This is a genomic window from Streptomyces bluensis (assembly GCF_014650715.1).
Lineage (GTDB): Bacteria > Actinomycetota > Actinomycetes > Streptomycetales > Streptomycetaceae > Streptomyces > Streptomyces bluensis.
Window position 1 is genome coordinate 166,962 of sequence record NZ_BMVM01000003.1, and the last position, 22,219, is coordinate 189,180.

Genomic DNA, 22,219 nt, shown 5'->3' on the forward strand with positions numbered 1-22,219 from the left:
CGGGCCGGTCCGTGGGGGGGAGACGGACCGGCCCGAGGGGGGGCTTCCACCATAACCCTTCGTAAGGAATGCTGCATGCATCGGCGGGAAACAATTACTCTCCGAAGTCGGCCGACGACGCGCGGATGGGCGTGGAAGCGTTCATTCAGGGGGTACTCATGGCCGGATCACAGCGGATTCCAAGGCAATCAGGTGGTATCCCAGGGGATACAAGGGGCTTGAGTTCGCTTGTGCGTCACTCGACGACACGTTCCGGCACACCCCCGGACGAGTGAAGGGTGCGAGGTGCGCCCATTTGACGTCATCGTTTGATTTCAGGGCCAAGGTGGTGCGGGTCCCGGGCTGCGGGCCGCCTGCTGCGAGGCTGCCCGGTGGTCACGACACCGCGCAGCCCCCTCCTCTGCGCGGTGCCACCCGCGCGGCTTTGCTCACGCGAATTACCTTGGTCTGAACTTATCGCCCGATGGGTGACTTGAGCGAGCCGACCCCGATAACGATGTGGACACCGCGCGACTCCGACCCGGACGAATCCTGGACGAATCCTGGACGAATGCGAGGAACTCGGGCGGCCGTACGGGCGATGCCTGGCCGGGCCGCGCGGCCGCCCCTGGGGCGGTGGTCACCGGCCGGGCTTGCGCGCCTCGATGAGATGGCGGGTGCTGTGGGCCACGAACGGGCCCTCCGCCTCGATCCTCTCGTGCAGCGCGAGGAGTCGGGGCCGGTACGCGTCCACGGTGAAACCGGGCACCATCCAGACGACCTTGCGCAGGAAGTGCACGACGGCGCCGATGTCGAAGAACTCGATCCGCAGCCGCTCCGCGCGCAGGTCGACCACCTCAAGACCGGCGGCCTCCGCGTCCGCGCGCTCACGGTCCGGGTGGCGGTCGCCGCTCTGACCCTCCGGCTGCGGGCCGAGGAAGTACTCGACGACCTCGAAGACGCTGCGGGGGCCCACGTGCTGGGCGAAGTACGTGCCGCCCGGGCTGAGGACACGGGCGATCTCGGCCCACTGCGGGCTGACCGGGTGCCGGCTCGTCACCAGGTCGAACGACTCGTCCGCGAACGGCAGCGGGGCGTCCTCGGGGCTGGCGACGACGGCGACGCCGCGCGGGTGGAGGAGGGCGGTGGCCTTGGCGACGTTCGGGGGCCAGCCCTCGGTGGCGACGGTGAGCGGCGCGAACGCCGGGGCGGAGGCCAGGACCTCCCCTCCCCCGGTCTGTACGTCGAGCGCGGCGGAGGCGCGGGCGATCCGCTCGGCCATCGACCGTGCGTACCCCCATGAGGGCCGCTCCTCCGTGGCCCTGCCCTCGAACCAGGAGAAGTCCCAGCCTTCGGTGGGCGCGGTCTCGGCCTCGGCGACAAGGTCCTCGAAGGTGGGGGTGTGGGGGGTGCGGTGAGAGTGGTTGGCGTCGGGGGCGGTCATGGAGGGATCCTCGCAAGGGCGGGATGAGGGACGCGACTGAATTCGGCCCTCACTCCTCCAGGACCAGCAGGACGTGGCCGTCCTCGTCGTGCCCCACCGTGGTGGCGCGGCGGAAGCCGTGGTGCTCCAGGAGGCGGACCGAGGCGGTGTTGCCGTGGAACGGGTCGGCGTACAGCGGACGGTTCTGCTCCTCCTGGAGGAAGAGGGTCAGGGCTCTGGTGCCGATGCCCCGGCCCCAGTACCGGCGGCCCAGCCAGTAGCCGACGAAGCGGCGGCCGTCCTCCGCCCACCAGGCCACCACGTTCCCGGCCGTGGCGCCGTCGACCGTGACCGTCCGCACGAGGCCGGTGGGGTTGCCGATGACCCTCTTCTCCCAGTGGTCCATGAAGGCCTCGCGCTCGCGGGCGGGAAACCTCGACCGCCGCACCGCCTCCGCGTCCTGTTCGTAGGCGTGGAAGAGCTCCAGGTCGCTGGCCTGGACGCCCCTCAGCCGAACGATCTCGCTGCTTTCGCTGATCTCGCTGATCTCGCCGTTGTCGCTCATGCCGGGAGTGTGCCAGCCGGCACTGACAACGACCGCTGACCCGTACAACCGCATCACGCGTCCGCGGAGTCGACGGCCTCGGCGGTCTCGGCGGCCTCGGCGCGCTCGTAGCGCAGCAGCACGACCCCGTTGCCGAAGGTCCGGTTCTCCAGCAGCCGCAGCTTCCGCCGGCTGTCGGACTCCGCGAACAGGGGCTTGCCCCGGCCGAGGACGACCGGGTGGACGTAGATCCGGTACTCGTCGACGAGGTCGTGCCGCAGGAACTCGGCGGCGAGTTCGGCGCCCCCGAGGGCCAGGTCGCCGCCGTCCTGCGCCTTGAGCGCCCGGATGTCCTCGACCACCACGTCCCGCACGATCGTCGTATGCCACCGGGCGTGCTGCAGGGTCCGTGAGAACACGATCTTCGGCATGTTCCGCCAGATCGCCGCGAAGTCGGCCACGGGGCCGGTGCTGTCCTTCTCGCGGTCGGCGGTCGGCCAGAAGTCGGCCATCAGCTCGTACGTCACCCGCCCGTTGAGGAAGGCGCCCATGGTCGCGAGCTGCTCGTTGAAGTGCGTGTGCAGTTCGTCGTCGACCATGTGCCAGTCGATCTCACGGTTCGGCCCCTCGATATAGCCGTCGAGGGACACGGACATCATCAGGATGATCTTCCTCATGGCGGCTCCCGGTCCCGCACGCTGGTGGCGCTCCGTGCTCACTCAGTGGTCTCTCGTGGCACCAGCATCGCGCGGTCCGGTCCGCCGGGCGGGGACGCCGGGCCGTTTTCCTCCCGGTCCTCCCCGCGATCGTCCGTCAGCCCAGTTCGCCCCCGGCCCCGCTCGCGGTACCGCTGCCGTCCTCGCTCGGCGTCGCGCCCCTCGGGAACGACACCTCCACGCGGCGGTTCTTGCGGCGGCCCTCCTCCGAGGAGTTGTCCGCGATGGGGTAGTCCTCGCTGTAACCGCGCACCTCGAAGGTGATGTCCGAGCCGAGGAAACCGGCCAGCTGGTCATGGACGGCGTCCGCGCGCTTCTTGGACAGGGTCTTGCCGTGGGCGTAGGAGCCGAGGTTGTCGGTGAAGCCGAAGACACGGACCGTGGTGGGCTTCTGTGCCTTGATCTCGTCCGCGATCGCCTGGATACGGGAGCGTGCCTCCGGGTTCAGGGTCGAGCTGTCCTTGGGGAACAGCACCTCCGCCTGGAGCGCGAACGTCACGTTCTGGTTCGTGTCCTCCCTGCGCTCCTCACCTCCGAGGTCCTCCACGACCGACTTGATGTCCAGCACCTTCGCGGAGGCGAGCGTGGCGCCGTCCGCGAGCTTGAGTCCCGGGCTGTTCGCGTCCACCTCCGGGGGCGGTGCGCTGGTGACGGTGCCCGGGGGTTCGCTGGGGTCGTCGGCGGCGTACGCCGGGGTGAGGGTGAGAGTGGCGAGTACGGCCAGCGCCGTGCAGGTGGTGGCGGTACGGGGGGTGAGGGCGGCCATGGGTCACTCGCCCTCGGAGAGTTCGATGGAGGCGGGGGGCATGGAGCCGACCTGGAAGTCGACCTTCGTGGTGCCGTCGGGTGGGGCGGGGAACTGGGCGAACCAGTCCGTGGTTTCGCCCGCTTTCAAGCCACCGTCGAACCGCGTGCAGAGGCAACGCCCCTCTGTGTCACGGAGGATGAGGTACTTCTTCTTGCCTTGCTGGTCCACCAGGCTCGCTCCAGCAACGGAAGACGCGTTTCCCCTGAGCTCGTTCTCGTCACCACGCCAGTCGGCCGCTGTCCATAGCCGCGAACCGCTGTTGGTCACCGTTCCCGAAACGGTGACATAGCCCCCGTCGTCCCGTACGGCTGACGTGACAGCGAGGGCGATGTCGCCTTGCTTGGACTCGGCAAGCACCTTGTTTCCCGCGGGTGCTTGCGGCTCCTGGTCGCCTGAGGAGTTGTCAGGTTCCTTGGCCGTCGCCGACGTGTCCTTGTCGGCCGCGCCGTCATCACCTCCTCCTCCGCAACCGGCCACCGTGAGGAGCAACCCGGTCGCGATCGCCACCGCGGCCGCTGCCCTGCGGCTCTTCATGGTGCGCCGAAAATTCATCGGTACGACTTCCTCTCACTCGGCCAGACGCACAGAGAACATCACGGACGCGTCAGGAAGGTCGTCCGGATCGAAATCTTCGGGGTCAACGCTCACGGGTTCGCCGTCGCAGACGAGGTCCACCGGCTTCGTCGGATCCGCGTCGACGTCGAACTCGCAGCGCGGCTTGATGACGGCTGTGGCTTCAGCCTCTGCCTGCATGTTCTCCGTGCCGGGGATGATCGAGTTGCCGACGGTGTAGTTCGTCCGGACGGCAACGCGGAACCCGAGATAGCCGTCCACAACCTCACGTTGGGCTCCGCCCAGGGCCGTCGCGTCATTGTCGGCAGCCAACGCCTGAGCCGCAGCTGAAGGCCCGTCGTTCGGTATGTCCACATCGACCGGCAGGTTCAGCCAGTCCAGCCAGTCGTCATCCGTGCCGATGGCATCCCCCAGGCCGAGCAACAACTCGTCGCGGGCTTCCTGTGCCGCAGCCAAGGCAGCAGCGTCCGCTGCGGATTGAGCACCATTGCGCGCGAACGCTGCCTGGCCGAACGCGAAGAAGGCCAACGCCGCGAAGAGCAGAATCGTCGTCAGCCAGATATAGATCGGGAGCGTCGATCCCTCGTCGCTCCGCAGGCGTGCTGTGGTCAGCCGCCAATGACGTCCTGGACTGCCTGGCCGATCGCCTCCGAGATGCTTCCGTCCAGCCCCAGCCCATCGATCATCACGAAGATCCCCGCCACGATGATCATGATCCCCGCGTACTCCACGAACCCGGCCCCCGCATCCCGTCCCTTCCCCCGCATCCGGGAGACAACGGTCCGCTTCCAGTCGCCGAACTTGCCGAACCTGCTCACGACGCCTGCCCTCTCGCCCGATGCCGATGACACTGCCGACCCCAGCACCGTACGTGAAAACCCGCCTACTCCGGGTGGGTCCTGGGACCCAACTTCTGCCCCTGACCGGATTCATCCACTCCACCCCTCCCGAGCAGTCCCGAGCCAGTGAGCGATCGCTTCGCTCCGCGAGGAACTGTGCAGCTTCGCGAAGATGCGGTTGATGTGGTTCTTCACGGTCTTCTCGCTGATGAAGCAGGCGGCGGCGATCTGGCGGTTGTTCATGCCGGACGCGATGAGGTCCATCACCTCCACCTCCCTTGAACTCAGGCCGAAGGCCGGACGGTCGGGGACGCGGCGACGGAGTCGTGCCGCGACTGCGGATCGAGCCTTCGACGACTGTGCCACAATCAATTGCAGCTGCGAAGTGAGTTCATGACTTTCGTGTGAAGGTTCGTATGAAACACCGAGCGGAGATGAGACAGCGGCGGAGGCGAGGACTCGCACCGAGGGTGAGAGCGTGGGTAAGCCGTCCCTCAAGTCCCGTACGGATGTGATCAGTTCGGCTGCGGTGAACTCGCCGTGGACCAGGTAGCCGGTCGCGCCCCGGCGCAGTGCCTCGGCCACGACCTCGGGTTCCCGGCTGTACGTCAGCATCATCACGGGGGCCAGCGCGGCGAGTTCGGGCAGCGCGGTCAGGCCGTCCGTGCCGGGCATGCGGACGTCCAGCAGGATCACGTCCGGGCGGCAGTCGGCGGCCCTGCGCACCGCTTCCTCGCCGTTCGTCGCGTCGGCGACGACCTCGATGCCGGGGTGCGCGCCGAGCAGCGCGGCGAGGCCCGCGCGGACGACCGGGTTGTCGTCGGCCACCAGGACGCGCAGGGGCGGGCCGGGAAGTGCCTGGTCAGGCATGGACGGCCTCCTGTCGGGGGGTTTGGGGGGTGGGCAGCGGGAGGACGATCGTGATCGCCGTACCTCCCGTCGCGGGGCGGGTCAGGTGAAGGCTCGCGCCGATCCTCGCCGCTCGCTCCGTCATGCCCAGCAGCCCGAAGTGGCCGGATCCGGCCGCCTGGTCGACCGTGACGGCGGGCGGCAGGCCCACTCCGTCGTCCGTGACGCGGAGACGGAGGGTTCCGGCGGACTGCTCCAGCTCGACCACCACCTCCGTCGCCTGCGCGTGGCGGTGCGCGTTTTCCAGGGCCTCGGAGACGATCGCCAGGAGGTCGTGGGTCGTCTCGTGGGAGAGGGGTGGGGGTGTGGTGCGAGTGGGGCGTAGCCGTGCGGGGAGCGTCGTACGAGAGGTGAAGTCCTCGGTTCTCGACGTCAGTTCGGTGAGGAGGTCCAGGGGCGGTGATGTCGTGAGGTCCGTGTGGCGGCGCAGGTCCGTCAGGAGGTCGCGGGACTCCGAGGCCGCGCGGCGGGCGGCGGCAGCCACCAGCGTGGCCTGCTGCCCGAGTACCTCGGGGTCGGCCGCCCGGTCCGCCGAGGTCGCCAGCGCCTCCGCCGCCAGCGCCAGACCGTGCAGCGTCTTGGCGACCGAGTCGTGCAGTTCGCGGGCCAGGCGGGCGCGTTCGGACTCCACCGCCTCCGCCACGGCCAGCCGGGATGTGGCCTCTGCGAGCGCCTGGGTGGCCGTTCCGAAGCGGAACATCAGGTTACGCAGGGTCACGCCGACGACGCCCGCCGCGATGCAGAAGCCCGCGATCAGGAGGGTGCTCGTGCCCGCGCCGGGGCGGTGTTCCCAGGCGCGGTACACGGTGAGCAGGACGGCCAGTTGCAGGCCGGTGAAGACCCCGGCGCCGCGCCAGCCGTAGAGGAGGCCGGAGAGGAGTGGGGTGCAGACCGTGGCGTACGCGAGAGGGGACGCCGGGGATGCCGTCAGGAGCAGGACCGCGCCGAAGAGGAGGTCCAGCGCCATGAGGGTGGGGTGCGCGAGGACGCGGGGGCCGAAGCGGTCCCAGTCCCTGAGCATGGCGTACGAGCCCATGGTGCCGAGGACCCCGGCGGTGAGGACGGCGTAGCGCGAAGGGCCGTCCGTGGTGTTGGCCATCGCGAAGGGCGTGCCGATGACGAGCAGGGCGAGGCGGACGGCGAAGGTCTGGCGGCACAGCGCCTGCAGGGCACTCAGCCGCAGGCGGAGGCTTGCGGGAGCGGGAACGTCGTCGGCCAGGTAGCCGCCGGCGGTTCTTCCGGCTCTCCCCGTTCTTCCGGCTCTTCCGGCTCTTCCGGCTCTTCCGGTGCCTCCGGTGCCTCCGGTGCCTCCGGTTCCTCCCGGCCGGTGCCCGGAACGCGGCGGGAACAGACGCCTTCTCATCAGCGGCCCAGGATGTCGCCGAAGTTCGTGCCCGAGCCGAGGAACATCCCGGTCGCGATGAGGATCATCGTCGCGGGGAGCATGAAGACCAGCGTCACGAGGGTCGCCTTGGGGATCGTCTTGGCGGCGCGGCGGCGGGCGTTCTGGGCGTCGGTGCGGCGCATGTCCGTGGCGAGCTGGATGAGGGTCTCGGCGATCGGGGAGCCGAGTTCCTCGCCCTGCTGGAGCGCCGAGACGAACTGGGCGACCTGCTCGGAGGAGTTGCGTTTGCGGAGTTCGTCGAAGGCCTGGCGGCGGCTGACGCCCATGTCCATCTGGCGCAGGGTGATGCGCAGTTCGTCGGCCCAGGGGCCTTCGTACTTCTCCGCCACCCGGTCCAGTGCCTGCCGGAAGCCGAGGCCCGCCGAGACGACGACGGCCAGGACGTCGAGGAAGTCGGGCAGGGTGCGGTCGATGACGTCCTTGCGTTCGCGGATGGCCTGCCAGATCAGCGCGTCCGCGGCCAGCAGGCCGAAGGCGAAGGTCCCGAGAGCCAGGAAGAGCTGGCCGTTGGTGAGGAAGACCAGGCCCATGAAGAGGCCGAAGATGCCGTAGACGGCGCGGCGGGCCGCGTACCTGTTCAGGGTGAGGCCGCCCGGATTGCCCGCCATGTCGATGCGGCGGCGTTTCGCGTCGACGCGGCGCGGGCCCATCAGGCCCAGGACGAGGGGCGCGAAGCGCATGCCGATGCGGTCGACGGCCGAGCCGGCCTTGGAGACGCGGGTCGCGCCCACCTCCAGGGCGAGGGCCAGGTCGCCGGGGAGCTTCGCCTCCGCGCGGATCATGCGGATACCGAGGAGCATGCCCGCGACCGAGACGGCCGTCAGGAGGGCGAGCAGCAGGGGCAGCACCGTAACCTCTCCTCCCCTCTCATACGTGTCTCATACGTGTCTCATACGTGGATTCTCATACTTCGATCTTGCCGAGGCGGCGGATGACGAAGAAGCCGACCGTGTAGAGGCCCAGCGAGATCAGGACCAGCGCCTGGCCCAGCGGCGATCCGGTCACCCGGGACAGCGCGCCCTCGTTCGAGGAGTTGATCAGCACCAGGGAGCCCAGGCCCAGGAACGGGACCGTGAAGGCCGTGGCGTTGACCTCGGAGAGCATCGTGCGGACCTCGCGGCGGGTCTCCTTGCGGTCCTCCAGCGTCTGGGTGAGGTTGCGCAGGGAGCTGACCACCGAGCCGCCCGCCCGGTTGGACAGGACGAGGGTGGTGACGAGGACGATCAGCTCGCGGGACGGCAGGCGTTCGGCCAGCTCGCCGAGCGCGTCGTCGATCGAGCGGCCGAGGCTCAACTGGTCGGCGACCCGGGCGAGTTCCTCGCCCGCCGGGGCCTCCAGCTCCTCCGCCGCCAGGGCCAGCGCCGTACGGAGGGCCAGGCCGGCGGCCGTGGCGTTGGCGATGAGCCGTGCCACGTCGGGCAGTTGGTTGATGAAGGCCTCGATGCGTTTCTGGCGCTGCCAGTTCAGGAAGATGACCGCGCTCCAGACGCCGAGGAGGGCGGCGATCGGGCCGAAGAAGGGCGCCAGGGTGGCGGCGGCGATCAGCCAGAGGGCGACGACGACCGCGGCGACGTACGTGGCGAACTCGCCCGCCGTCAGGTCGAGTCCGGTGGTGGAGAGGCGCAGGGTGATGGTCCGGCCGAGGCGGGTGCGGCGCAGCCGTCGGTCGATGCTCGTGAAACGGCGGACGCGGCCGCCCAGGGTACGGGCGGGGGCGGTGCCGGAGAGCCGGTCGACGAGGGCCTGGCGCTGGGCGCGGCCGGAGGCGAACGTGTGCACGCCCGCGACGGCGAGGGTGCCGCACAGGACGGTGGCGCCGAGGGCCAGCAGGGAGGGGTTGTTCATGCCGGGGACCCCTTCGAGGGCTCGCATGTCTTCAGCCCATACGCGTTCATCGGCTCGTACGTGTTCATCGGCTCGTACGACGGCTGGGGCATCTTCAACGGCTCGTACGTCCTCGTCATCCGATGGCCTGCCTCGTGGGGAGTGCGTCGAGGGCCTCGGCCACGCCGAACGCGGGCGGCAGCGGTTCGTTGGCCACGTACAGCTTCTCCGCGACCTGGCGGGGCAGCGGAAGGTGCTCGAAGTGGCCCTTGACCACGCGGTCCGGCCCGAGAGGCTGCGGGACGAAGCGCGACACCGTGGCGATACGGAACTGTTCGCGGCCGTGTGAGACGAGCAGCGCGATCTCCGTCACCCTGCGGGAGCCGTCCGCGAAACGGGTGAGCTGGACGACCACGTCGACGGCCGAGTTGATCTGGTCCTTGAGTGCCTCGAAGGGGATGAGCACCTCGGACATCGAGCCGAGGGTCTGGAGCCTCATCAGGGCGTCCTCGGCGGAGTTCGCGTGGACGGTGGCGAGGGAGCCGTCGTGGCCCGTGGACATCGCCTGGAGCATGTCGAGGGTCTCGCCGCCTCGGACCTCACCGACGATGATGCGGTCGGGGCGCATACGGAGGGAGTTGCGGACCAGGTCGCGGATGGTGATCTGGCCCTTGCCCTCGATGTTCGGCGGGCGGGACTCCAGGGGGATCACGTGCTCCTGCTGGAGCTGGAGTTCAGCGGAGTCCTCGATGGTGATGATGCGCTCGTGGGACGGGATCAGGCCGGAGAGCGCGTTGAGGAGCGTGGTCTTTCCGGTGCCCGTGCCGCCGCTGACGATCACGTTGAAGCGGGCGCGGACGAACGCGGCGAGGAGCATCAGCATCTGCTCGTCGAGCGACCCGAGCCCGATCAGCTCGGGGAGCGTGTACGCGCGCGGGAAGCGGCGGATGGTGAGCGTCGGGCCGGCGAGGGCGAGCGGCGGGATGATCACGTTGACGCGCTCGCCGGTGGGGAGGCGGGCGTCGACCATGGGGTTCGACTCGTCGACGCGGCGGTTCACGGTCGAGACGATGCGCTCGATGGTCTGCATGAGCTGTTCGGTGGAGGCGAAGCGGAGGGGGAGCTGTTCGACCCGTCCGGCGCGCTCCACGAAGATCGAGTCGGGGCCGTTGACCATGATCTCGGTGATCGAGGCGTCGGCGAGGAGGGGTTCGAGGACGCCGAGGCCGAGCGCTTCGTCCACGACGCGCCGGATCAGTTGTGACCGTTCGGCGGACGAGAGAACGGGGCCCTCCCGGCTGATGATGTGGCCGAGGACGCGTTCCAGGCGGGCCCGGCGTTCGGCTGCGGCCAGGCTCGACATCTCGGCGAGGTCGATCTCTTCGAGGAGCTTGGCGCGGTAGACGGCCACGAGGTGTCCGTCCTCGCGTCCGGCTCCCCCCTCGTCGGGGGCGGCGATACGGGATCGGAGGCTCATCTTCTTGGTCAGCTCCTCTCGGGGGACGGGGTGTTCAGTTGCCGTCGGCGGCGGAGTCGGAGTTGGAGTCGGAGTCGGAGTCGGTGGGCATGGTGACCGCGCGGGTCACGTCCACGGGGTCGAAGAGGGGGATGACGGAGGGGACGGTGACGGTGACGGAGAAGGTGGTGGTGTCGCCTCCGCCCTCCGGCAACGGCTGTGGATTCAGCCACGAGCTCGCCGCCGCCTGACCCGCCGCGACCCCGTCTTCGCCCAGGGACGCGGCCCGTGCGGCAGCGCGTGCCGCCGTCCCCGCCTGATTGGCCCCGTACCCGATGAGCCCGAGCTGGATGGCCGCCATCCCGACGAGGAGGAGGATGGGCAGGAATCCGGCGAACTCCAGGATGGAGGCGCCTCGGTCGTTCCGGGGGCGGTGCTTCGGCTTCGCCGGGGGTGGATGGTCGTCGCCCCCGCCGCCCCTACCCGTTCCCGTCCCCAGGGGCTCCGCCCCTTCGACCCCGGGTTCGGGGTGGGGAGCAGGCAGGGTGTGGATCATTGGCCGTCCCCTTCCAGCGCCGCCCCCGCCTCGCCCGTGACTTCCCAGCCCGTGTCGAAGCCCGGGAAGAAGACCGGGACCTGGGCGATGACCGTGGCCTTCATGACCGGCCCTTCCGGGTCGCATCCGATGAACGCGCTCTTCCAGGCCCCCGGCAGGTTCTTGCTCCCGGCGTCCTGGCAGGCGCCCGGCACGTCGCCCTGGACGGCAGCCGCCGCCGTGGCCGCCCGTGCCGCCTCGTCCGCCGCGTTCCCCGCGAGCGAGTACGTGTACCCGTACAGCACGCACTGCCACAGGATCGCCATCACCACGAGCAGCAGCGGGAACATCCCGGCGAACTCCAGCGTCACCGACCCCCGGTCGCCGCCGCCCTTGCGCCGCAGCGCCAGCGCACTCCGGTCCGAGGCCGGCTTACGGCGGCGCCCGCCGCCTCCGCCTTCGTGGGCCACGACCAGCCCCAGCTCCGCCGCCAGCGACCACAGGGCCTGCTTGATCGTCGACTTGGCGTCGAGGTCCTGCAACCGCCCCGCGTCGACGACCGACTGGAGTTCCTTGAAGGCGGCCGGGACCGCGACGCGGGAGACCTTCGTGCCGGTGACCTTCTCCACGAGGGAGGGCACGATCTCCGTACCCCTGGAGTGGCGGTTGACGACCGTGAGGGTCTCCTCCGCCTTGCGGATCTGGAGGCGGTCCCAGAGGCGGACCATGCGTTTGGCCGCGCGGACCGCGACGACGTCGGGGGTCACGACCAGCAGCGCCTGGTCGGCCGTCTCCACGGCCGCCGCGGTCGCCGCGTTCATCTGGGAGCCGCAGTCGACGATCACCACGTCGTGCCGGGCGCGCAGGGCGCCGAGCACCTGGCGGGCCACCCGGTCGGTGACCTCCTCGCCGCGCTCGCCCTCGGCGGGGGCCAGCAGCAGGGCGAGGCCCGTGTCGTGGGCGTACACCGCCTCCTGGAGGACGCGCGGGTTGATGTCCGTGATGCCGGCCAAGTCGGCGACCGAGCGCCGGAACTGGACGTCCAGGTACGAGGCCACGTCCCCGGACTGGAGGTCCAGGTCGAGCAGCGCCACCGTGCGGCCCGACGCGCGTGCCGCCAGGGCCAGGTGGACGGAGGTCAGCGTCGTGCCGACGCCGCCTTTCGCCCCCGTCACCGTGAGGAGCGTGCCGCCGGGTCCCGCGTACAGTTCCGGCGCACCGCTGCCGAGGTGGCGCCGCATGCCGGACGACCAGGAGGCCGCGGCCTGGACCCGTTCGGCGAGGGCCTCGTAGCCGAGGGGGAGGGTGACGATGCCGCGGGCACCCGAGTCCATGGCGGCCGTGAGGACACCCGTGCTCGTGTCGGCGGTGATGAGGACCACCCCGACCGCCGGGAAGCGCAGCACCAGGTCGCGGATGAGGTCGAGCGCCGGGACCGGGCCGATCCGTTCGTGGACCAGGACGACCTCGGGCAGCTCGTCCAGGGAGTCCGCGGCCAGCCGCGCGAGGGAGTCGAGCAGGGCGGTCGAGTCCGGTACCGGGGCGGCCGGTTCGGCGTCCGCGAGCTGGCTCAGCAGAGTGCTCAGGGCGCGGGCCGAGTCGATGTCCCCTACGGCGGGGAGGATACGGATGGTCATCGGCCGAACTTCCTCACCGTGCCTCTAGTGCCCGTTGGGGTACTAGGACGTGTTGCGGGGCCGGGAACCCACGTACGTACGTTCCTCATGCGCGGCCTCCTACTTGTCCTCGTCGAGGGTGTACGTACGGTCCGAGGGCGACACGCTGGTGGTGTCGCCGCCCGCGACCAGGGCGAGCCGGACGTGTTCGGCGAACGACTCGGCGTACGCGACGCGCTGGGCGTCCGCCGTGTCGAGCGCGAAGGTGATGGGGACCGCCTCGGTGGCCGTACGGCGGCGGTCGTTGCTCGACTGGTTGGCGTCGAGCGGGGTGAGCTTGCCGACGTCGAGGACGCGTGCGTCGGCGACGATCAGCTTGGACTGGTCGACGCCCTTGTTGTTGTCGGCCTCGAAGGTGGCGAAGATGTTCACGCGGGAGCCGGGGTTGATCTTCCCGGCCACACCGGTCGACGCGTCGATCATGATCGCGATCTCCTGCTGCCCCGGATCGAGTTCGGGCCGGTCGACGATCATGTCGGTCTGGAGGAGGGACCCCTTCTCCAGCTTGGTGACGGCGATCTTCCCGCGGATCTCACCGAGGCTCGTGACGGCCGTGTCCGACAGCCAGCGCTCGGGCATCGACACCTTCTCGAACTGACCCGCCGACAGCTCCTTGTACGGCGCGATGTCGTTCTTCAGGCGGTACGCCGTCACCTCCGGCCCGACCTTCGAGTCCACGTCGCGGATCACCGAGAGCACCCCGGCGAACGCGCCGACGGCGCACAGGGCCGAGAGGACCAGCAGGATGACGCCGCGGCGCTGGCGTGAGTTCATGACGCGGACAACCTCGATCGGGGGCGGGGGGTGGACGGGGTCGAGCTGGGTCGAGCGGCCTTGCGCGCTATGGAAGTTGTCTTGCTATGGAGTTGTACGGAGGTGACTCATGTGGCGCCCGGGGGAAGCGCCCGCATGGCCGACCGCTGAACGGCCGGTAAAGACGTCGTCAATGGTGCCGAGCAGAATCCGCAGCGGTCGCCGATGAGTTCGAGCCCGCACCAGTGGCAGGTCTCCCGGCGTACGGACGAGACGAGCTGGTAGAGCACGGACACGTCGTACAGTCCGGCGGCGAACTCGACGAGCTTCCCCGTCCCCCACCAGCGGGCGGACTCCGCGGGCAGCGGCACGGTGGCCACGCCCTGCACCTGCCAGGCGGGCGCGAGCGTCGAGGTGACCCAGTCGGAGGGCGGCTGCGGCCCGTTGGCCACCAGCAGCCGTGTCCCGAACTCGGGCCCGGCGAGCTCCTCCTGGCCGAGGCGGACGAGTTGGGGCCGCGGATTGGCCAGTACGGCGAACTGGGCGCCCGGCACCCACGACTTGGCGTGGGACTTCAGGGACACCGGCACCCGGTCGAGCTTGGTGACGGAGCCGAGGAGGGCGCCGGCGTAGATGTAGTGGGCGAGGAGGCGTGCGGAGGAGGCCAGCACGCCCGGACTGAAGTCGCACACGGACAACTGCCGTAACTGCTGGGACAGCAGGGCGATCCCGAGCGGCGGCAGATCGATCCCGAGCAGGGCGATCCGGTCGCTTTCGAGTACGGAGCGCACGGCGTGCAGCCGCTGGGCGACGGACTTCCCTGCGGCCCCGGCAGCCCCGGCGGTCCCCGTGGCCCCGGTGTTCCCGGCGGAGGCCGAGTAGAGAGCGATCACATACCCGTGCTGCTCGATGAGAGCGTGCATCCCGAGGAGGGAACTCTCCAGCGTGTCCTGCGGCTGGACGGAGGCGGGCGGGGTCTGCCGGTCGTGCGGCGGGAGCACCAGATCGGGACTGGTGACGGCTATCGCGGTCGGCACGCTGGACACCACCCCGTTCTGACTGCGGCGGGGTGATCGACCACCGCCTCAGACCGCCCCTGTGACGTCCTCCGACGCCGCCGTTCTGCATCCTCTTGCACAGCACCATATCCACGGCATGGCCCGCTCAACACCGAATCTCCTTGATCGACTCACGGATGGTACGGCGAGTCCCACACACGGTGAGACGCATATGCCCCAACTACGCACGGACGTACGGGGATTGAGGCCGAACGAGGAACCTTGACAATCCAATTGGTCTGGACCAAATTGTAGGTTCAGCGGTGGCCACCCTCACGGATTCCCCCACATCCACTCCCCACGGGAGGCATCAGTGCACCGCGTACCAGGCATGCCCCGACGCGCACAGCGGACCTGGGCGGGAGCCCTCGCCGCCGTCCTCGCCACGGCCGGCCTCGCCCTCACCGGCCCCAGCCAGGCGTCGGCCGCCAACGTCGACAACACCACGAATGCCACGAACGCCACGAACACCACGAGCCCGGGTGGCGGCAGCGCACTCCCCAAGCACGCCGTGACCGGCTACTGGCAGAACTTCAACAACGGCGCGACGGTCCAGCGCATCGCGGACGTCCCGTCCCAGTACGACATCATCGCGGTGGCCTTCGCCGACGCGACCACGACACCGGGCGCCGTGACCTTCAACCTGGACTCGGCGGGCCTGGGCGGCTACACGGTCGACCAGTTCAAGGCCGACATCAGGGCCAAGCAGGCGGCGGGCAAGAAGGTCATCATCTCGGTCGGCGGCGAACGCGGAACCGTGTCCGTCAACGACTCGGCCTCGGCCACGAACTTCGCGGACTCGCTCTCTTCCCTGATGCAGACGTACGGCTTCGACGGCGTCGACATCGACCTGGAGAACGGCCTCAACGCGACCTACATGACGCAGGCGTTGCGGTCGCTGTCGGCGAAGGCGGGCCCGTCGCTCGTGCTCACGATGGCGCCGCAGACCATCGACATGCAGTCGACGTCGAACTCCTACTTCCAGACCGCGCTGAACGTGAAGGACATCCTGACGGTCGTCAACATGCAGTACTACAACAGCGGTTCCATGCTGGGCTGCGACGGCAAGGTCTACAGCCAGGGGTCGGTCGACTTCCTGACCGCCCTGGCCTGCATCCAGTTGGAGGGCGGCCTGGCCCCGTCCCAGGTGGGCCTGGGCCTTCCGGCGTCGACCCGGGGAGCGGGCAGCGGTTACGTGGACCCCTCCGTGGTGAACAACGCGCTGGACTGTCTGACCCGGGGAACGAACTGCGGCTCCTTCAAGCCTTCGCGCACGTACCCGGACCTGCGCGGCGCCATGACGTGGTCGACGAACTGGGACGCCACGGCGGGCAACGCCTGGTCGAACGCGGTGGGGCCGAAGGTGCACGGGTTGCCGTAACGCCGTAACGCCGTAGTGCTGTAGCGGCGCCAAGTGACACCCCGCACCCCCGCGCCCCGGTCCGGAAACCGGGGCGCGGGGGTGCGGGGTGTCACTTGGCGCCAGCCCCCGGACGCTGGCGGTACTCGTCGACGACGGCTCGCTGCAGGATGGCGGACTCCTCCAGGACCGTTCCCTTCCTGCCCATCTGACTGTCCTTCGTCAGGTAGGTGCGTTCACCGAGGTAGGCGAGGGTGTCACGGTCGAAGATCCACTCGGTGGCCCAGGAGGACCGCTTGTCGACGCGCCGGATAGCGACACCGTGCCGGCCCGCCGGATCCACCGCGTCCTCGACCCGCTTCACCCCGGGGAGCTTCGCCGCGGCCCCGTACAGCGCGGCGGCGGTCCGCGGTGGCATGACCTTGCCCAGCAGTTCCCCGATCTTGTCGAAGACGACCTGCGCTTTCTCCTTGTCCTTCTCCTGGCCCTGCGCCTTCCTGGTCAGGCGGTAGAGCTCGTCGAGCAGTTCGTCCGGATCGGTGGGCAGGGAGGCCAGCCACTGGTACGTGGGGCGGTCGATGCCCGCCGGGGTGCCGGGCGAGCCGGGCGGCAGCAGTTCCCTGAGCGGGGAGTAGCCGCCGCCCTCGTAGAACAGGGCCAGCTGTTTCACCGGCCCCGGCTCCTGCGACCACCACGCCTCCCGCTCGGTCAGCCGCCCCGGCTCGTAGGAGCCGTCCTCCTGGTACTCCGCCCCGGCGTCCATGCTCTTGATGTAGACGAGCTGGTCGTCGCGCACCGGGGTGACCTCCGTCCTCGCGGCGACATCGGCGATGCGGTCGAGCAGGACCACGGCCGTCTCGCCGTCGGACGGTTCGACCCCGTAGCCGGAGTCCATGGTCGTGACAAGGCCGACGGTCAGCGCCCCGGCCAGCGCGAGGGCCGCGGTGGGCATCCACACGGCCGGGCGCAGCAGCCACGGGCGAGTGGGGCGGCTCTGTGAGGCGGAAGCGGTGGCGGGTGTCCGGTCGTCGTCGATGAGCTGCATCAAACGGTCCTTGTGGTGGGAGTGGCGACCAGCAGGGAGGTCCCGTTCGGGCAGGGCCGGGAGCAGCCGGGCCAATTCCTCGCGCTCCGTCATCGAGGTCCCTCCTGAATCTCCTGCAGTGGAAGGGCCGCGAACGCGGCCTCACTGGGTATCTCTCCGCGACGACGCGCCAGTTCCATATCTTTTGGGAGGTTTCCTTCCTTCGTTTTCCTGAGCTGCTCGTCCGTCAGCCGAAGCAGCCGGGCCCGCGCCCGGGACAGCCGCGAGCGCACGGTTCCCACCGGGACACCCAGGGCCTGGGCCGCCTGCGCGTAATCCAGCCCGGACCACACGCACAACGCCAGCACCTCCCGCTCGCCGCGCCGCAGGCGGTCGTACACCTGCCGTACGGCGGCCAGCCGGCGGGCGTCGTCCAGGCGCCCGGCCGCCTCCTCGGCGAAGTCCCCCACCGCGTCCGGCGCCGGGCGGCGGGCCAGGAAGGCCAGGCGGCGGCCGAGGCCCCGGTTGGCGTTGCGGGACTTGTTGGTCGCCATGCCCAGCAGCCACGGCTTCAGCGAGCCGCCGTCCGGCTCCAGTTGCTCCCGGGTGCGCCAGGCGTCGAGGAACGTGTCCGCCATCACCTCCTCGGCGGTCGACCAGTCGCCGGTCAGCCGGAAGGCGTGGTTGTAGACGGTGCGCGCGTACTCCTCGTAGATCTCCGCGAACGCCTCCCGGTCACCCGCCCGTATCCGCGCGCGCAAGCGATCACTCATGTCCTGTCCACCATCCACCTCGTACACCTCACACCCTGGGCTCTCCGCCAGGTGGGGGTGGTTCCGGTGACGTGCGCCACAGGGGGGAGCGGCGTGCGGCGGGCCTACCGGAAGGGGATGTTGAGCCAGGGGCTGCCGGGCTCGGACATCAGGATCCGGTGGACAGTGACCATGTCCCCGTACCAGTCCCCGAACTCCTCGTCGTCGAAGTGCAGGCAGCGGCCGAGGATGTAGCCGACGGAGAAGTCCTGCCAGGACTTGTACGAGCGTGCCGCACTGCGCCCGGCTTCGACGACGGCCGCCTCGGCCTCCGCCAGGTCGCAGTAGCGGGCCCCCAGACCCCAGCGCGCCATGTTCGAGGCCCGCCCGAGATCCCAGGCATCGACGGAGGAGATGTAGCGGTTCTCCTCCAGTACGCCGTCCGCCCGCATCCGCGCCTCGTAGCGCGTGATGCGGCCGATGAGGTGCTGGACACCCTTGATGCGCGCTTCGGTCTCGGCCTGGGGGACGGGCGAGGTCCTGGTGACGCCGTCCGGGGTGATGACGGTCTCGCCTTCCGCCCGATTGCGCAGGACTCGGGCGGCGGCGTCGCGCCAGTAGGCGGTGTCGACATAGCCTCCGAAGTCACGGGCGATGGTGCGGCGCAGGCCGAGCGCGAACTCCCAGACGGAGTTGGCCATGTCGGTCGCCAGCAGGGCACGCTGCTGCGCCTGCCACTCCTGGTGGCTGGTGACCCCCCACCACTCCCGCAGCATTTGGCGCTCGGCGGGATAGCCCTGGCCGTGGTAGGCCATGGCGTTCCAGGGAAGTCCCTGGTGAACGAAGAGAAGGGCACCGCAGGCCAGCCCGTGGGCCACGGGTCCGTGCAGCGGAGCCCCCACGCGCAGCGTCCGCAGCTCTGTCCGGTACGACGGGAAGCCCGCCCGCTCGGAATGCTGCGCCCAGACCGCGGAATGCGGCGGCGCGGAAGGGAGGAACGCCTCGCACGGACTACCGGGATTGACCACGATCATCGGCGGATCGGTGGGCGCCCAGACCCGCGCGAACCACGCGAGGTCGTTCCAGTCGAACACGCGATGCGGTTCGGGCGCGGGAAGCATCCCCTCGGTGTAGACCGCCCAGACGGCACCTCCGGCTACCCGAGGATCGTGCCCGAACACGACATGGGTGTTACTGGGCGTGGCATCCGCCTTGTCCCGCCGTATCTCGAAGTACACCCGGTTCCGCGCGAGCGTGTCGAAGTACGCCGCCCAGTCCTCGCGCGACTTCGCCTCGAACAACTGCCGCTCGACTTCCGTCGGCGGCGTCCAGGCAGGTGGCGCGGGCGGCCCGAAACCTGCGGGCGGTGGCCCGAACGACATGTTTTCCATTTCTCATCGAGGACGGAGGGGGCCCTGTCATTCGGCTCACTCGGCTCACTCGGCGACGATCTCGGCCCAGACCATCAGACCGCTGCCGGTTCTCCGGGTCCCCCAACGGTCGGCCAGCGCGTCCGTGATCAGAAGCCCACGCCCGTGCTCCCCCTCCAGGTCGGACGACGTTCTCGGCGTGGCCACCTGCACATGACCGCGCCCCTCGTCGATCACGCCGATCGTAACCGCTCCCGCGCTGTGGGCGAAGGTCACTGTAATGGTGCCGCTGTCACTGTGTTCCAGGGCGTTCGCGACCAGCTCTCCGGCAATCGTCTCCAGGTCGTCCACCGTTCGGCGGGACAGCCCCCACGAGTGGGCGGTGTCCCGCACGTAGCGCCCGGCGGCGGGCGCGGAGGCGAGGTCGCGGCCGGGGAAGGTGAGCAGGGCGTACGCGTGGTGCTGGCTGCCGCGAGACAGGAGATCTTCCGATGACCGATGCATCAACCGCCGTCCGTCCCTCGCCCGCAACCTGGCTCAAGAGCAGCTATAGCGCGGCCAACAATGAGTGCGTCGAGATCGTTTTCCACGACGAACTCGCGTCCATACGCGACTCGAAAGCCCCTCAGCGAGGCATGCTGACCGTGGCCAGGAATGCCTTTGCCGCCTTCACCGAGAGAGTGAAGGCACGAGAGGACATACACGAAGTGCTATGACTCCTGGGACCTCCAAGCGGTGGTTCACACGGCGCTACGGACGCACAGCCGATAAGCAGGTTCTTCGGAGTTATGCGGTGGGATCAGTCGCCGGATTGGCAGATTTAAGTCACTCTCGACCTCTTCACAGCCGTCGAAGCGCTGTCCCAAATCTGCCAATCACCGCCCTCGGAGAGTCGCAACCTCGATTGCGACGATCCGCGCACCACTCAAGCTTCCAGACTCACCATTTTCACGTACTGGACAGGGGCTCCGAGAACTTCAACGGTGAATTCACAGAGGACAGGGGGAGCAGACTTCATCTCAGAGCGATTCCGGAGACGTTCGGACTCTGCTTCCAGGCTTTCGGTGCTGTGCATCATTTAGCTAATGGTCAACCTTCCTGGAAGGCATGCTTCGGGTCGTCTGGCGTGGCGGACATGCCCCGCCACTGCAGACCGAGCCAGCGCGCTTCAACTATGACTGCGATCTTGCCCCTCACGGTGCTCACTTGAAACGACTCAGCCTTTCGGGATCGGGAATCCCTGAAGGCATTGCATGATCAACTCAAGATCCTCCGCGTATCACTACATGATCAGCACCTACCGCAATTGTGCGACCGGAAGTAGTGGCCACCTTGCGGCTATTCATCACCGCGGCGAAGCCGTCGGGCGTTCTCGATGTCACGGCTGAGTGCGCTCAACCGTGGCGGGGTCCGTGAAGCATCAAGCACCACCACACGGAGGTGGTCGCCGACCTTCGGAGGCTCCACCTCCTCCGACCACCAAGAAGGGTGCTTGACTTGGTCGACGAATCCCTCCTCGCCGTTGATGTCTACTCGCGCGCCCACCGTGGCTACACCTGTGACTACGGCATCGAATACTTGATGGTCCTGAGCCATCCCGTCACCCACCATTTCTGAACTCTTCTAGTGAAATCCATGTCCGTTTGAGTGTGAGCTCATTGATTCGGTCGAGTTCATCGACCGGGATAACCCACTCGATCCTAGGAGCCCCGCCCTGACCGTTCCAATCATGCATCTTCATATATTTATTGTCGCTGAATTCGCTCAGGAAATCCGGATGCATGTCGTAGCGGACACGCCATCGGCAAAATTCCTCCCTTTCGGGCTGATGTACTCTGCCGCTACAGAACGTTCGCCAAAATAGATCTACAACCATTTCCGCCACTACGACCCCGAAAAGGCCCGCTACACCACCCCCGACCCCCTCGGACTCACACCCGCCCAACCCTCACATCTGGACCGACCCCCTTGGACTGAGGCCGTGCCCTGAAGATACTTTCCCCATATACCGCACCCCTAAGGGCAAGGATGTCGAATACGAACGGAATTATGGACCGAACCCGGTCAACCATCAGGCAGGGGTGGATCTCGGCCGGGGAAGCGAAAGGGTGTGTACGTGGTGCTGTTGGCGGCCCAAGCGGTGGTGCCCCACAGCGTGCTGCGCGTGCGCCAGGCGATTTCGCCGTGATCATCGACGAGTTCGGTGGGTGTGCCGATGAGGTCGGTGACGATGGCGAAAAAGCGGGAGTCGATCCGCACAGCCCTCCTCGGACCCGCCCGCCCTCGCGAACTCACCGACACAGCCGAACTGCTGACCTCGGAGCTGGTTTCCAACGCCGTGAAACACTCCGACGGCCCGGTCTCCGTCAGACTCCGCTCCCACCCCGACGCCGTACGCATCGGAGTCATGGACAACCGCCCCGAACTGCCTGACCCTCTCCCCTGCACCACCGACCAGGACTTCGGCCGCGGCCTGTGCCTGGTGGACACCCTGGCCGACGCCTGGGGCCGCTACCCGCTCACCGCCCCCTCCCGAACGCCCAGCTGGAAGGTGGTGTGGTTCGAACTGTTCGCCCTACGGGAGTGACTCGACATAGGGCGAATCTCCCTCATCACGCTTCGCACGCCGAGACGGCTCCGGCGTGCCCCGCATGTCATCACCCTGGACGCTGAGTCCCGCGAGCCCGCCTTGCCACCTGGTGCTTTGCTGACCCGGTGAGGCTCGGCGGACGGCGAACCGGCCGCGGTGGCGGAGCCTCACACGTGATGAGTGGGGATACCTGATCCATTATCGGAAAATGGCGCTCCCACGTCCCAGGAAAATATGTAGCGAGACGTTCTTGTGTCGTATTCGACACTGATCGTACTCGGCGTCAGGTTGAACTCCTCTCGCACCCAACCTTCCATAGCGAAGGCGGCAACCTCGGGAACGTAGTCGCTCGCCGGAAATGAAAAATCTTGCACCCTGACCGTAAGCCCCTGGGGGTGCAACATGTTCAGGCTGTCGGAGTGCAGAGACAGGCCATACATCATCCATGCAAGATCACGCCAGTGCAAAGGGTCATTTTCCGGCAGCTCCAACCAAAGCTTACCGTTGATTTGCGCAGCGCACCTGGGGACACTCCCGGATGTGTCGGCCTCAGCGCTGATATCGGCAGCCAGTCCACCGATCGGACTGCGCTTTCTGAATCGGAATGTGCTGGCCAATATGCATC

Annotated in this window: 24 protein-coding genes and 1 pseudogene; 3 read left to right on the plus strand and 22 right to left on the minus strand. The window is 68.6% G+C overall.

Going from position 1 to position 22,219, the window contains the following annotated elements:
* Positions 1-619: 619 nt before the first annotated feature.
* The 16 genes from IE262_RS10705 to IE262_RS10780 form a co-directional block, all read right to left on the minus strand.
* A complete protein-coding gene (locus IE262_RS10705) occupies positions 620-1,423 on the minus strand; it encodes a class I SAM-dependent methyltransferase (RefSeq protein ID WP_189873103.1) in 804 nt (267 codons plus the stop codon).
* 49 nt (positions 1,424-1,472) lie between these two features.
* Complete coding sequence (locus IE262_RS10710; protein WP_189873105.1) at positions 1,473-1,967, minus strand: GNAT family N-acetyltransferase; 495 nt, start codon at positions 1,965-1,967, stop codon at positions 1,473-1,475.
* A 53-nt stretch (positions 1,968-2,020) separates the two neighbouring features.
* Positions 2,021-2,623, minus strand: a complete 603-nt coding sequence (locus IE262_RS10715; RefSeq protein ID WP_189873108.1) for a dihydrofolate reductase family protein — start codon at positions 2,621-2,623, stop codon at positions 2,021-2,023.
* A gap of 136 nt (positions 2,624-2,759) precedes the next feature.
* The gene (locus IE262_RS10720) at positions 2,760-3,428 is read right to left on the minus strand and encodes an OmpA family protein (protein WP_189873110.1); all 669 of its coding nucleotides are present in this window, start codon (positions 3,426-3,428) and stop codon (positions 2,760-2,762) included.
* 3 nt (positions 3,429-3,431) lie between these two features.
* Positions 3,432-4,022 (minus strand): hypothetical protein, encoded by a 591-nt coding sequence (locus IE262_RS10725; RefSeq protein ID WP_189873112.1) that lies wholly within the window; start codon positions 4,020-4,022, stop codon positions 3,432-3,434.
* A gap of 15 nt (positions 4,023-4,037) precedes the next feature.
* Positions 4,038-4,655 carry a pilus assembly protein TadG-related protein gene (locus tag IE262_RS10730; RefSeq protein WP_268249569.1) on the minus strand — a complete coding sequence of 206 codons (618 nt, stop codon included), beginning with the start codon at positions 4,653-4,655 and terminating at the stop codon, positions 4,038-4,040.
* Positions 4,652-4,861 (minus strand): hypothetical protein, encoded by a 210-nt coding sequence (locus tag IE262_RS10735; RefSeq protein ID WP_189873606.1) that lies wholly within the window; start codon positions 4,859-4,861, stop codon positions 4,652-4,654. Before IE262_RS10735 ends, IE262_RS10730 begins: the two co-directional genes overlap by 4 nt.
* 111 nt (positions 4,862-4,972) lie before the next feature.
* The gene (locus tag IE262_RS10740) at positions 4,973-5,752 is read right to left on the minus strand and encodes a response regulator transcription factor (RefSeq protein ID WP_189873114.1); all 780 of its coding nucleotides are present in this window, start codon (positions 5,750-5,752) and stop codon (positions 4,973-4,975) included.
* Positions 5,745-7,154: a sensor histidine kinase gene (locus tag IE262_RS10745; protein WP_189873116.1), complete on the minus strand. Its 1,410-nt coding sequence runs from the start codon at positions 7,152-7,154 to the stop codon at positions 5,745-5,747. Before IE262_RS10745 ends, IE262_RS10740 begins: the two co-directional genes overlap by 8 nt.
* Complete coding sequence (locus tag IE262_RS10750) at positions 7,154-8,044, minus strand: DUF5936 domain-containing protein (protein ID WP_189873118.1); 891 nt, start codon at positions 8,042-8,044, stop codon at positions 7,154-7,156. Before IE262_RS10750 ends, IE262_RS10745 begins: the two co-directional genes overlap by 1 nt.
* Positions 8,045-8,099: 55 nt before the next feature.
* Positions 8,100-9,041: a type II secretion system F family protein gene (locus IE262_RS10755; protein ID WP_134029263.1), complete on the minus strand. Its 942-nt coding sequence runs from the start codon at positions 9,039-9,041 to the stop codon at positions 8,100-8,102.
* A 115-nt stretch (positions 9,042-9,156) separates the two neighbouring features.
* Positions 9,157-10,497 carry a TadA family conjugal transfer-associated ATPase gene (locus IE262_RS10760; protein ID WP_134029261.1) on the minus strand — a complete coding sequence of 447 codons (1,341 nt, stop codon included), beginning with the start codon at positions 10,495-10,497 and terminating at the stop codon, positions 9,157-9,159.
* 34 nt (positions 10,498-10,531) lie between these two features.
* Positions 10,532-11,032 carry a TadE family protein gene (locus tag IE262_RS10765; protein ID WP_189873120.1) on the minus strand — a complete coding sequence of 167 codons (501 nt, stop codon included), beginning with the start codon at positions 11,030-11,032 and terminating at the stop codon, positions 10,532-10,534.
* Positions 11,029-12,648, minus strand: a complete 1,620-nt coding sequence (locus IE262_RS10770; RefSeq protein ID WP_189873122.1) for a CpaE/TadZ family protein — start codon at positions 12,646-12,648, stop codon at positions 11,029-11,031. Before IE262_RS10770 ends, IE262_RS10765 begins: the two co-directional genes overlap by 4 nt.
* Before the next feature lie 99 nt (positions 12,649-12,747).
* The gene (cpaB, locus tag IE262_RS10775; protein ID WP_134029255.1) at positions 12,748-13,461 is read right to left on the minus strand and encodes a Flp pilus assembly protein CpaB; all 714 of its coding nucleotides are present in this window, start codon (positions 13,459-13,461) and stop codon (positions 12,748-12,750) included.
* 107 nt (positions 13,462-13,568) lie between these two features.
* Positions 13,569-14,477: a hypothetical protein gene (locus tag IE262_RS10780; protein WP_229877205.1), complete on the minus strand. Its 909-nt coding sequence runs from the start codon at positions 14,475-14,477 to the stop codon at positions 13,569-13,571.
* A 352-nt stretch (positions 14,478-14,829) separates the two neighbouring features.
* Between IE262_RS10780 and IE262_RS10785 the strand changes: the two genes are divergently transcribed.
* On the plus strand, positions 14,830-15,879 hold the full coding sequence (locus IE262_RS10785) for a chitinase (protein ID WP_189873126.1): 1,050 nt from the start codon (positions 14,830-14,832) through the stop codon (positions 15,877-15,879).
* 91 nt (positions 15,880-15,970) lie between these two features.
* Here IE262_RS10785 and IE262_RS10790 read toward each other — a convergent pair whose 3' ends face one another.
* The 4 genes from IE262_RS10790 to IE262_RS10805 form a co-directional block, all read right to left on the minus strand.
* Positions 15,971-16,996: a CU044_5270 family protein gene (locus IE262_RS10790; RefSeq protein WP_189873128.1), complete on the minus strand. Its 1,026-nt coding sequence runs from the start codon at positions 16,994-16,996 to the stop codon at positions 15,971-15,973.
* Complete coding sequence (locus tag IE262_RS10795) at positions 16,993-17,655, minus strand: RNA polymerase sigma factor (RefSeq protein WP_189873130.1); 663 nt, start codon at positions 17,653-17,655, stop codon at positions 16,993-16,995. The genes IE262_RS10790 and IE262_RS10795 overlap by 4 nt, the downstream gene beginning before the upstream one ends.
* A 104-nt stretch (positions 17,656-17,759) precedes the next feature.
* A complete protein-coding gene (locus IE262_RS10800) occupies positions 17,760-19,016 on the minus strand; it encodes a DUF1266 domain-containing protein (protein ID WP_134030131.1) in 1,257 nt (418 codons plus the stop codon).
* A 54-nt stretch (positions 19,017-19,070) separates the two neighbouring features.
* Complete coding sequence (locus IE262_RS10805) at positions 19,071-19,508, minus strand: ATP-binding protein (protein WP_189873132.1); 438 nt, start codon at positions 19,506-19,508, stop codon at positions 19,071-19,073.
* On the opposite strand from IE262_RS10805, the gene IE262_RS10810 reads away from it, so the two are divergent.
* The gene (locus tag IE262_RS10810) at positions 19,496-19,720 is read left to right on the plus strand and encodes a DUF397 domain-containing protein (RefSeq protein ID WP_134029244.1); all 225 of its coding nucleotides are present in this window, start codon (positions 19,496-19,498) and stop codon (positions 19,718-19,720) included. The genes IE262_RS10805 and IE262_RS10810 overlap by 13 nt on opposite strands.
* Positions 19,721-21,092: 1,372 nt before the next feature.
* On the opposite strand, the pseudogene IE262_RS10820 reads toward IE262_RS10810, so the two are convergent.
* Positions 21,093-21,257 (minus strand): annotated as a pseudogene (locus tag IE262_RS10820) (RHS domain-containing protein); the annotation flags it as partial.
* Between IE262_RS10820 and IE262_RS10825 the strand changes: the two are divergent.
* Positions 21,235-21,591 carry an ATP-binding protein gene (locus IE262_RS10825; RefSeq protein ID WP_189873137.1) on the plus strand — a complete coding sequence of 119 codons (357 nt, stop codon included), beginning with the start codon at positions 21,235-21,237 and terminating at the stop codon, positions 21,589-21,591. The pseudogene IE262_RS10820 and the gene IE262_RS10825 overlap by 23 nt on opposite strands.
* 170 nt (positions 21,592-21,761) lie before the next feature.
* Here IE262_RS10825 and IE262_RS10830 read toward each other — a convergent pair whose 3' ends face one another.
* Positions 21,762-22,211 carry a hypothetical protein gene (locus IE262_RS10830; protein ID WP_134029239.1) on the minus strand — a complete coding sequence of 150 codons (450 nt, stop codon included), beginning with the start codon at positions 22,209-22,211 and terminating at the stop codon, positions 21,762-21,764.
* Between the last annotated feature and the right edge of the window lie 8 nt (positions 22,212-22,219).